The sequence below is a fragment of the Streptomyces sp. NPDC054956 genome (assembly GCF_053609185.1).
The window spans coordinates 1-10,591 of sequence record NZ_JBSGXB010000272.1; the positions used below are offsets into that span (position 1 = coordinate 1).

Annotated in this window: 7 protein-coding genes; 3 read left to right on the top strand and 4 right to left on the bottom strand. The window is 74.3% G+C overall.

What is annotated here, in order from left to right; genetic code table 11:
* Positions 1-147: 147 nt before the first annotated feature.
* The 3 genes from ACWGDE_RS30550 to ACWGDE_RS30560 all read right to left on the bottom strand — a co-directional run bounded on the left by ACWGDE_RS30550 (position 148) and on the right by ACWGDE_RS30560 (position 5,883).
* Complete coding sequence (locus ACWGDE_RS30550; RefSeq protein ID WP_453392271.1) at positions 148-1,617, bottom strand: DUF5719 family protein; 1,470 nt, start codon at positions 1,615-1,617, stop codon at positions 148-150.
* Positions 1,618-1,631: 14 nt separating this feature from the next.
* Positions 1,632-5,306 carry a glycosyltransferase gene (locus ACWGDE_RS30555; protein ID WP_453392267.1) on the bottom strand — a complete coding sequence of 1,225 codons (3,675 nt, stop codon included), beginning with the start codon at positions 5,304-5,306 and terminating at the stop codon, positions 1,632-1,634.
* 313 nt (positions 5,307-5,619) lie between these two features.
* On the bottom strand, positions 5,620-5,883 hold the full coding sequence (locus ACWGDE_RS30560) for a WhiB family transcriptional regulator (protein ID WP_112450237.1): 264 nt from the start codon (positions 5,881-5,883) through the stop codon (positions 5,620-5,622).
* A gap of 746 nt (positions 5,884-6,629) precedes the next feature.
* On the opposite strand from ACWGDE_RS30560, the gene ACWGDE_RS30565 reads away from it, so the two are divergent.
* The 3 genes from ACWGDE_RS30565 (at position 6,630) to ACWGDE_RS30575 (ending at position 9,445) form a co-directional block, all read left to right on the top strand.
* The gene (locus ACWGDE_RS30565; protein WP_453392272.1) at positions 6,630-7,121 is read left to right on the top strand and encodes a cysteine dioxygenase; all 492 of its coding nucleotides are present in this window, start codon (positions 6,630-6,632) and stop codon (positions 7,119-7,121) included.
* A gap of 63 nt (positions 7,122-7,184) precedes the next feature.
* Positions 7,185-8,144 (top strand): 2-phospho-L-lactate transferase, encoded by a 960-nt coding sequence (gene cofD, locus ACWGDE_RS30570; protein ID WP_453392268.1) that lies wholly within the window; start codon positions 7,185-7,187, stop codon positions 8,142-8,144.
* A complete protein-coding gene (locus ACWGDE_RS30575; RefSeq protein WP_453392269.1) occupies positions 8,141-9,445 on the top strand; it encodes a coenzyme F420-0:L-glutamate ligase in 1,305 nt (434 codons plus the stop codon). The genes cofD and ACWGDE_RS30575 overlap by 4 nt, the downstream gene beginning before the upstream one ends.
* A 25-nt stretch (positions 9,446-9,470) precedes the next feature.
* On the opposite strand, the gene ACWGDE_RS30580 is transcribed toward ACWGDE_RS30575, so the two are convergent.
* Positions 9,471-10,475, bottom strand: coding sequence for a DNA-3-methyladenine glycosylase family protein (locus ACWGDE_RS30580; protein ID WP_453392270.1), 1,005 nt, complete (start codon positions 10,473-10,475; stop codon positions 9,471-9,473).
* Positions 10,476-10,591 lie beyond the last annotated feature (116 nt).

Here is a 10,591-nt window from a genome sequence, read left to right on the forward strand (position 1 = left end):
GGGCTGGGGCTGCCCGGCGGGGCCGGGGTTGCCCCGGCGGGCCGGGTTTGCCCCGGCAAGGCTGGGGTTGCCCCGGTGAGGCTGGGTTTGCCCCAGCGGGCCGGGGTTACCCCAGCGGGCCGGGGTTGCCCCGGCGGGCTCGGCTGGTCAGTCCGTGAGGACCGAGAGGTTCTGGGTGGCCTTGGGGACCGAGACCGTCGAGTGGTCGTCCGAGAGGGTCTGGACCGTGAACATCGGGATGCCGTCGCGCGGGAGCATCAGCGTGCGGGCCGCATGGACCGGGCCGCCCGAGAGGGTCTCCACCGTGAGGGCGTAGGCGCCCTTGCCGCCCGCCGGGGCGAGGGTGACGTTCTGCGTGGTGCCCGCCTTGACCGTGACCTCCTGGGAGGCCGCTTCGCCGCCCTCCGTGCCCGGTGAGGCCGTCACCTTGACCTTCGCGTCGGATCCGGACGCGACCGTCAGGGAGAGCACCGTCGCGTCCTTGTCGGTGCGGTTGTCGGCGATGGTGGCCCGCGTGCCCACCGGGGCGGCCGCCTGGATGAAGCCGATGTCCTGCTTGGCGCCGCTGCCGCGGGCGATTCGTACCGCCGCGACCACCGGTACGGCCTCCTTGCCGTCGGCCGGGGCCAGGACGAGGGAGCCGGGTTCGCCGCGGGTGAGGTCCTTGAGGTCGGCGGTCGCGGTCATGCCCGCCTTGACGTGCAGCTGCTCGTTGCCCGCAGGGCTGATCGAGCCGTTCGGCCCGGCCAGCATGATCTTGAGGTCGGCGTCCTCCTCGCCGGGCGCGAAGACGACCAGCTTCACGGAGGTGGCGTCCGCCGGGATGCCGGGCAGCACCAGGGTGCCCGTGGGGTCGACGGAGGCGGGCAGCCAGTCGGAGCCGACGCCCTCCTCGCCCGACTGGGCGGTGGCCCCGACCCGGCCCGCGCGGGTGGTCACGTGCGCGGTGACGTCCGCGAGCTGCGCGCCGGGGGCCAGCGAGGACAGCGAGATGGCCTTGCTGGACTTGGGGTCGATCCGGATGTTCTCGCTGGTGCCCGGCTCGGCCTTGACCGCGCCGTCGGGGCCGAACAGCTTGATGTCCACCACGGCGGCCGTGTCGTCGGGGTTGGTGACGTGGACGTAGTCCTCGCGCCCCTTGGCGGTGCTCACGCCGGGGAACCAGAAGTCGGTGCCGGGCGCGGTGCAGCCGACGCCGAGGAGGCCGCGGGTGCGGCCGACCGAGACGACCGTGGTCTGCTGCGCGCTCCAGCCGGGGGCGAGGAATCCGTCGGCGGTGCCGGTCAGCGCGGGCGCCTCGGCTCCGGAGGCCTTGGCGCCGACGGGCTTGCCGGGCTCCTTGAGCTCCAGGACCGGCTTGGCGTCCTTGGTCGCGCCCAGCAGCCGGGCCGAGCCCTTGCCGCCGGCGGCGGCCCCGCCCGGGGTGATCGACGTGTACAGGGTGTCGGCGATGTCGGAGGTGCTGGGCGCGGGGCACACCAGCAGGGACCGCTCGACCGGCATCCGGGCCGCTTCCTTGCCGGCCGGGGCCGCCGCCGCGGGGGCGGCGGCGGGCGCGGTGAGGGCGGCGAGGCCGGTGACGGCGGCCAGCGCCGCCGTGACGGCGGCGAGCGTCATGGGTACGCGCTGCTTCACTGCTGGGGGCTCCCGTCCGGACGCGGGGCGTGCTGCCCGTCCTGCTGTCCGTCGTGCTGTGCGTAGGGCTCGTATGGCTCGTACGGCTCGTGCGAGGGCTGCGGTTGCACGTAGTACGGGTACGAGTAGGGCTGCTGCTCCTGGTACGGCTGCTGGTGCTGGTCGTACTCCTGCGGCTGCTCGTACGGGTACTCCGCGGCCTGCGGCTGCTGGTGCTGCGCGGGCCGGGCCGCCTCCTGGCCGCCGTAGGCGTAGCCGCCCTGGTCCCCGTAGGCCTGCTGGTAGGCGTAGGCGCCTTCCCCGTAGGCCTCCTCGGCGTACGCGTCCTGCCCGTACGGCTGCTGCGCCGGGATCTGCGCGTACGGGTCGGCGGCGACGGCCGCCTCCGCGGGGGCCTCGGCCTCCGCTTCGGCCTGCTCGCGCAGCCGGCGGGCGCGGCGGCCCTCTCCGGCCTCCTCGGCGGGCGCGGCCTCCTCCTCGGGCAGGTCGTCGTCGAGGCTGGTGCGGCGGCCGGGCAGGGCCATCACGAGCAGGACCAGTGCGAGCAGGCCCTGCGCCCAGTGCCAGGCGGTCCGGGTGAAGGCGTCCTCGTGGACGAGGTCGAGGCGGCCGCCGTCGGCGGGGAGCTCGAAGCCCTGGGCCCAGCCGTCCAGCGTCTTCGCCTTGAGGGGCTTGCCGTCGAGGGTGGCCTGCCAGCCGGGGGCGGCCTTGTCGGCGATGCGCAGGACGCGGCCCGCCTCGCCCGCCGGGATCTTGGTGTGGGCCTCGACGGGTCCGGAGGCGACGGGGATGGGAGCCTCGCCGGGCTTGGCGGGGACGATGACGGCGCGGGCGACCTGCCGGTCGACGCGCCACAGGGCGCTGCCTTCGAGCTTGCTGAGGCGGCTGAGTCCCGGGGTGGCGTCGAGGACGCGGCCGATCTGCGCCGGGGCACCGTCGCGGACCAGGACGTAGCGGATGGCGAAGCCGCCGAGCTGGTCGGTCTGGTCGGCGCCGGAGCCGGCGACGAGGCTGGAGACGACCTTGTCGAGCCGGGTGTCGCTGCCGGCCTGAGCGGCGAGTTCGGCGTCGCCCAGGCGGCCGCCGGAGCCCCGTACCAGGCCGTACGAGAGGGCGCCCGGCGAGGTGGCGCCGATGACGAGGGTGCGGGCCTGGTCGCGGGTGCCGCTCTCCTCGGCGACGAACGCGGGGACCTGGACGGGGTCGCGGCGCTCCAGCGGGCCGGCGGCTCCGCTGACCATCCAGGCGACGGCGCCGATCACCGGGCCGACGGCCGCGGCGAGCGCGATCAGGGCGGCGAGCGGCTGGCGCCAGCCGAAGCTGCGGGCGGCGACGCGGTCCTTGGCCCCGTCGGCTCCGATGACGGCGGCGGCCAGCAGGGCCAGTCCGTAGACGAGGGTGGCGGGGCCGGCCCACGCGCTGCGGTTGACCAGGACGGCGAGGACGAGCGCGGCGAGCGCGGCGGCCCAGGCGGTGCGGACGGCGAACTGCCGCTCGGTGCGCAGCAGTGCGCCCAGGGCGGCGAGGACGATGCCGATGAGGATCAGCCCGCCGGCGGTCCGGGGTCCGCCGGGGCTGATGCCGAGGAGGTCCAGGGCGCCGGCCGAGCCGGCCCCGTAGGTCAGTCCGGCCTCGTGCAGGAAGCGGGAGGGGTGCGTGAGCAGCCCGAGCGACCAGGGGGCGAGGACGAGGAGCGGGACGGCGAGCGTCGCGAGGAGCCTCGGTCCGTACGCCTTCCACTGCGCGCGGCGCCAGGCGAGCGCGGCGGCCCCGAGGACGGCGGCCAGCGGCCAGACGACGGGGGTGAAGGCGGTGGCCAGGGTGAGCAGGAGGGTGTGGGTCCAGGTGGCGCGCCAGCTGCCCTCGGTCCCCGCCGGGCCGCCGAACCCGAAGGCGGCGACGACGGAGCGGGCAATGAGCGGGAGCAGGATCGCGAGGACGGCGGTGCCGAGGCGGCCGCCGGCGAGGGCTCCGGTGACGGCGGGCAGGAAGGCGTAGGCGACGGCGGCCCAGGCGCGCAGCAGCCGGGATTCCACCAGCGGCCGGGAGGCGAAGTAGGCGGTGAGTCCGGCGAGCGGGACCGAGCAGACGAGCAGCAGGGTCAGGGCGGCGTTGGTGGAGCCGAGCAGGAGCGTGGAGAGGGCTCCCAGGACGGCGAGGTAGGGCGGTGCGCCGGTGGTGGAGCCGGTGCCGACGGGCTGCCAGTCGTCGGCGTAGGCGCGCCAGAGGTCGAGTCCGCCGTCGGGGGCGGGCAGCAGGGCGCCGCCCATCAGGGAGCCGCCGCCGAGCAGGGAGCGGCAGGCGATGACGGAGACGAGCAGGAGGAGGGCGAACAGGACGGGCGCGGGCTTGCGGGCGATCCGCTTGATCCGTGCGAACTGCTCGATGTGCAGGAAGTCGGCGTCTTCTCCGCCGGGGCCCGATTCGACGGCTCCGCCGTGCCGGCCCGCGTTGTTGTTCTCGGCGTCGCGGTCGGAGCCGAAGTAGCCGGCGAGCTGCTCGGCGTTGGCGCGCAGGGTGGCGCCGGGCGGCGGGAAGAGGTGGCGCAGTTCCCTGGCGGGGACGGCGGGGCGGCGTCTGGCCCTGCGGGCGGCGAGGACGCGGCCGGGGCGCAGCAGGGTGGCGAGGAGGCCGGTGATCTCGTCGACGGCCTGTCCGGGGGCCTTGCCGACGAGGTAGGCGAGGGTGCGCAGGACGGTGCCGACGAGGACGCGCAGCAGGACGTAGGGCAGGGCGCGGCCGGAGCTGTTGGCCAGCATCGTGTAGACGGCGCCGGCCTTGTCCACGCGGTGCGGGCTGGCGCTCGTACGGCCGGCGCAGTCGACGGTGCGGCGTTCGCGGGCGGAGGCCTCGGCGTGCCGCAGGACGGCGTCGGGGGCGATGAGGACGGAGTGGCCGGCGCTCTGGGCCCGCCAGCACAGGTCGACGTCGTCGCGCATGAGGGGCAGGCGCCGGTCGAAGCCGCCGAGGGCGTCGTAGACGTCGCGGCGCACGAGCATGCCGGCGGTGGAGACGGACAGGACGGGCTGGACCTGGTCGTGCTGGCCCTGGTCCTGTTCGCGGCGGTCGAGGCCGGTCCAGCGGCGGCCGCTGCGGGCGATGGTGACGCCGACTTCGAGGAGCTGCTTCTTGTCGTACCAGCCGCGCAGCTTGGGGCCGATGACGGCGGCGTCGGGGTTCTCGTCGGCGACGCGCAGCAGTTCGGCGAGGGCGTCGGGCTCGGGCGCGCAGTCGTCGTGGAGCAGCCAGAGCCACTGGACGGGTTCGCCGTGGGGCAGGTCGGGAAGGTCGTACGTGTCGTCGCGCCAGGTGCGGCTGACGGGATCCCAGCCGGAGGGGCGCTTGAGGTACGGGAGTTCCTCGGGGGTCAGGACCCCCGCGGTGCGGGCGGCTTCGTCGACGGCGGCGCCGAAGCCGGTTCGGCGGGCCAGGTGCAGGACGCGGTCCTCGCCCAGGGCCTCGCCGAGCAGGCGCGCGGAGTCGTCGGCGCTGCCGGTGTCGGCGGCGATGTGGTTCTGGGCGGGGCGTTCCTGGCCGAGGAGACCGGCGAGGGTCCGGGGCAGCCAGCGGGAGCCGTCGTGGGCGACGAGGACCGCGGTGACGACGTGCCGGGGGAACTCTGGTGCGGCGGCAGCCTGGTAGGAGGCGCTCGACTGGCTGTGCAGGGACATCGCGGTACGGGCCCTCCGGCCGGGGGTCCGGGGGTGGTGTGCCCTCGGAGGCTGCTGGACAGCGCCCCACACTAACGGCTGGGAACACACCGGTCCGCCTCCTGCGGGGAAGGTGCGGGAGGCGGACCGTTTGCTCTGCTCGTCGTGCCGTTCGTTGTACTGCGATTTGTGCCGCTGTGTGCACTTCGGGGTGCACGGGCGGTTATGCCGTCGGTTGTACCGCTCGATACGTCCCCGGATGCGGCGGCGGGTGGGCCGGCGGATATGTCGGGGGACGGGCCGTGGGCGCCGGTCGCCGCGCGCCGGGGGCGCTTCAGACGGCGGCCTTCTTCAGGCGTCGGCGCTCGCGCTCGGACAGGCCGCCCCAGATGCCGAATCGCTCGTCGTTGGCGAGGGCGTACTCGAGGCATTCGGAGCGTACTTCGCAGGCGAGGCAGACCTTCTTGGCCTCGCGGGTCGAGCCGCCCTTCTCGGGAAAGAAGGACTCGGGGTCGGTCTGGGCGCAGAGAGCTCGCTCCTGCCATCCGAGCTCTTCGTCCGCCTCCTCGACCAGCAGTTCCTGAACCAGCTCGGTCATGTGCGCCCCTCGCTCTGTCTGTGCGTCCCCGTGGTGTTGCCGTTACTCATCGCTACGTAACGACACGAGTGAAATTACAAGTGTGAGGCTCCAGCGCAGTCAAGCCGAGATCTGCTATTGGGCCCCTTATTCACTCTGCGGAACCAAGCCTATGCAGAAAGTGTTCATATCGCCAAAAATCGTGACACATGCCACAGGTATCACGCGCGCCACCCCCTCCCCCGTAGCCGACGCGTCACTCTGTGGTGGGGTTCCGATCCGGCCGAAGAAGCGGCGCAGATCACATTTCGGCCACAGGGCGACATCGCACGGCTTTGCGGGTTTGAGAGCGGCCGCAGTGGTGTGCGGCACGACTTGCAGCGCCACATCCCCTGGTACCGACTGCACAAACCTTTCTCCGGGCACGGTAACCGGATGAGGTGAAACTTTTCCACCAAATCGGACATTGGGTTGACAGTCCGGCCCTCGACCCGGTCTTCTTGTAGCCATGTCAGCGCCCTCAGCCGCCACTCGGACCCTCATTCGTGGGTTCCTGCGTGCTGTCCAGGTTCGCTGTTGCTGTTGCAGCTGTTGATGCCTCCGGAGCTCCGGCTCCTCTGAGCTCCAGCCGCGCCCCCCACAGCGACCGCCTGCACGACTGACATCCGTCGAGGAACCCCCCGATGAACAGCACCAACACCGGCACCCTGAACGCCACCCCCACCGCCGCCATCACCGCCGCGCCCGCTCCTGCGCCCGCTCCCGCGATGATCGAGAGCGACCTCCAGATCGCCGGCGACATCCTCTCCGTCCAGCACCTCCTGCAGCCGGCCCCCGAGCACCCGGCCACCGTCGCCGAGTTCGTGGGCCTCGCCCGCTCCATCGCCGCGAACCGCTCCGAGTGGGAGCACCTCGTCGAGTACGACGCCACCAGCCGCTGGTACCACCGGCTGCGCACCGGCCCCGGCTACGAGGTCTGGCTGCTCAGCTGGGTCCCCGGCCAGGGCAGCGGCCTCCACGACCACGGCGCCTCCTCCGGCGTGCTGACCGTCCTGGACGGCGAGCTCACCGAGCACACCGCCCGCGGCCCGCTCGCCCTCGGCGCCGGCTCCCAGCGGGTCTTCGCCCCCGGCTACGCCCACGAGGTCGTCAACGACACCCTCGACGGAGCGGTCAGCCTGCACGTGTACTTCCCCGGCCTGACCGAGATGCCGATGCACAACTGCTCCCCCGCCCGCACCGAGGCCCTCTCCGTCTGACCGAGGCCCTCTCCGTCTGACCGGGGCGCGGCCCCCGCTGGGCGGCCTGACAGACTGCGCTGCATGCGCATTGTTGTTCTGGCCGGCGGCATCGGCGGCGCCCGTTTCCTCCGCGGACTCAAGGCCGCGGTTCCCGACGCGGACATCACGGTCATCGGCAACACCGGTGACGACATTCACCTGTTCGGGCTCAAGGTGTGCCCCGATCTGGACACGGTGATGTACACCCTCGGCGGTGGCATCAACGAGGACCAGGGCTGGGGGCGTACCGACGAGTCCTTCACCGTCAAGGAGGAACTCGCGGCGTACGGGGTCGGACCCACCTGGTTCGGCCTCGGCGACCGCGACTTCGCCACCCACATCGTCCGTACCCAGATGCTCGGTGCGGGCTACCCGCTCAGTGCCGTCACCGAGGCCCTGTGCGAGCGCTGGCAGCCCGGCGTCCGGCTGCTCCCCATGTCCGACGACCGGGTCGAGACCCACGTCGCGATCACCGAGGCCGGCACCGGCCAGCGCAAGGTCATCCACTTCCAGGAGTACTGGGTCCGGATGCGTGCCGCGGTGGACGCCGAGGCCGTCGTCCCCGTGGGCGCCGAGCAGGCCAAGCCCGCCCCGGGGGTCCTGGAGGCCATCGCGGCCGCCGACGTGATCGTCTTCCCGCCCTCGAACCCGGTGGTCTCGGTCGGGACCATCCTCGCCGTGCCCGGGATCCGCGAGGCCGTGGCCGCCGCGGCGGCGCCCGTCGTGGGCCTCTCCCCGATCGTCGGGGGCGCGCCCGTGCGCGGCATGGCCGACAAGGTGCTCGCCGCCGTCGGCGTCGAGTCCACCGCCGCCGCCGTCGCCCGGCACTACGGCACCGAGCTGCTCGACGGCTGGCTCGTCGACACCGCCGACGCGGACGCCGTCGCCGAAGTGGAGGCCGCCGGCATCACCTGCCGGGCGGTGCCGCTGATGATGACCGACCTGGCCGCCACCGCCGCCATGGCCCGGGCCGCGCTGGAACTGGCGGAGGCCTCCCGGTGACCGCCCCGCGAGCGGCTTCGTACGAGGTACGGGCCGTCGGCGGGATTCCGGAGGTGCGGCCCGGCGACGACCTGGCGGCGCTGATCGCGGCCGCCGGACCGGCGCTGCGGGACGGCGACATCCTGCTCGTCACCTCGAAGATCGTCTCCAAGGCGGAGGGCCGGATCGTCCGCGCCGATTCGCGCGAGGCCGCGATAGACGCCGAGACCGTACGGGTCGTCGCGCGCCGGGGTCCGCTGCGGATCGTGGAGAACCGGCAGGGGCTGGTCATGGCGGCGGCGGGCGTCGACGCCTCGAACACCGCCGCGGGCACCGTCCTGCTGCTGCCCGAGGACCCCGACGCCTCGGCCGCCACGATCCGCGCGGGGCTGCGGGAGCTGCTGTCCGTGGACGTCGGCGTGATCGTGACGGACACCTTCGGGCGCCCCTGGCGCACCGGGCTCACGGACGTGGCCATCGGTTCGGCGGGCGTACGGGTCCTGGACGACCTGCGCGGCGGCACCGACGCCCACGGGAACCCGCTGAGCGCCACGATCGTCGCGACCGCCGACGAGCTGGCCGCCGCCGGCGACCTGGTCAAGGGCAAGGCCGAGGGCCTGCCGGTCGCGGTGGTGCGCGGGCTGGCGCACGTACTGGGCGAGGGCTCCTCGGCGGCGGACCTGGTGCGCTCGCCGGCCGACGACATGTTCCGGCTGGGCACCTCGGAAGCCGTACGGGAAGCCGTGACGCAGCGGCGCACCGTGCGGGCCTTCACGGCGGAGCCCGTCGACCCCGGCGCGGTCCGCCGCGCGGTGGCGGCGGCCGTGACGGCCCCGGCCCCGCACCACACGACTCCCTGGCGGTTCGTCCTGCTGGAGTCCGAGGGCGCGCGGCTGGAGCTGCTGGACGCGATGCGCGACGCGTGGATCGCCGACCTGCGGCGCGACGGCAAGTCCGAGGAGTCGGTGGCGAAGCGGGTCCGGCGGGGCGACGTACTGCGCGCCGCCCCGTACCTGGTGGTGCCGTGCCTGGTCACGGACGGGGCGCACGACTACGGGCACGCGCGGCGGGACGCGGCGGAGCGGGAGATGTTCGTCGTCTCCATGGGCGCGGGCGTACAGAACTTCCTGGTCGCGCTGGCCGGGGAACGGCTCGGATCGGCGTGGGTGTCCTCGACGATGTTCTGCCGGGACGTGGTGCGCAAGGTGCTCGGGCTGCCGGAAGACTGGGACCCGATGGGCGCGGTGGCCGTGGGCCACCCGGCGCTGGCCCCCGCGGAGCGGGCGGCGCGGGCGGCGGAGGACTTCATCGAGGTCCGCTGACCCTCCGGGGTGGGCCGGGCGCCTCTCAGAGCCGGCCGATGTCGCCCCGGGGCATCCGGGGAGTGCGGCGGGGCGGGGCGGCGCCGGCCAGGAGGATCAGGCGGGCCGCGCGGTGGCGCTGGCCGGCGTACGGGGCGAGGAGCTCCAGCATGGCGGCGTCGTCGGCGTCCCGGTCCCCGGCCAGGGCGAAGCCGACGATGCCCGGAAGGTGCAGGTCACCGGTGGTGACGGCGTCGGCCGCGCCGTTGCTGCGCTGGAGGGTCTCGGCGGAGGTCCACGGACCGATGCCGGGGATGGCCTCCAGGCGCGCGGTGGCGGCGGGCAGGTCCATGGCGGCGGCCTCTTCGAGGCGGGCGGCCACCCGGGCGGCGCGGACGATCGTCGCGGAGCGCTTGGAGTCGACGCCGGCCTTGTGCCAGTCCCAGGAGGGGATCATGGCCCAGGTGCGGGCGTCGGGCATGACGTAGAGGCCCTGGTCCGGGCCGGGGGCGGGCTCGCCGTACTGCCGTACGAGGCGGCGCCAGGCGCGGTAGGCCTCGTCGGTGGTGACCTTCTGTTCCAGGACCGTGGGGATCAGGGATTCCAGGACCAGGCCGGTACGCGTCAGGCGCAGGCCCGGGCGGCGGCGGTGGCTGGCGTGCAGGAGGCGGTGGCGGGGGACGAAGGCGGCGGGATCGTCGGTGGAGCCGAGCAGTTCGGGCAGCCGGTCGAGGATCCAGTCGGCGCCGGGGCCCCAGGCGTCTGCGGTCACCTCGCCGGTGTGCGGCGCGAGGCCGACGCGGAGGGTGGCGGGGCCGGCCGGGGTTCTGGTGGTTCGCCAGACCGTGCCGGGGGTGGTGCGGAAGGTGGGGTCGGCGGGGCCGCGTCTGAGGGGGCCGAGGGTGAGGCCCAGGTCCACCGGGCCGGGTGGGGTCCATGTCCGCCCGGTGGGGGTGGCTTCGGCGGCGCCGCCCGGGGCGGGGGGTGGGGGTACGGCGGTGCGGCCGCCGCGGATCGCCGTGCGGGTGAGGGGGTCGTAGCGGCCGGCCATGCCTTGAGCGTAGCCCTGCGGGGCTGTCCCCTACCCGCCCTTCCCCCGTTCCCCGGGCTCCGCCCGGACCCGAAAAGACCGCCTCAAACGCCGGCGGGGCTGGATTTGTCCAGCCC

Bases quoted from the DNA above. Each gene is read 5' to 3' on its own strand.
- ACWGDE_RS30550 (WP_453392271.1), bottom strand. From the start codon at position 1,617: ATGACGCTCGCCGCCGTCACGGCGGCGCTGGCCGCCGTCACCGGCCTC.
- ACWGDE_RS30555 (WP_453392267.1), bottom strand. From the start codon at position 5,306: ATGTCCCTGCACAGCCAGTCGAGCGCCTCCTACCAGGCTGCCGCCGCA.
- ACWGDE_RS30560 (WP_112450237.1), bottom strand. From the start codon at position 5,883: ATGACCGAGCTGGTTCAGGAACTGCTGGTCGAGGAGGCGGACGAAGAG.
- ACWGDE_RS30565 (WP_453392272.1), top strand. From the start codon at position 6,630: ATGATCGAGAGCGACCTCCAGATCGCCGGCGACATCCTCTCCGTCCAG.
- cofD (WP_453392268.1), top strand. From the start codon at position 7,185: ATGCGCATTGTTGTTCTGGCCGGCGGCATCGGCGGCGCCCGTTTCCTC.
- ACWGDE_RS30580 (WP_453392270.1), bottom strand. From the start codon at position 10,475: ATGGCCGGCCGCTACGACCCCCTCACCCGCACGGCGATCCGCGGCGGC.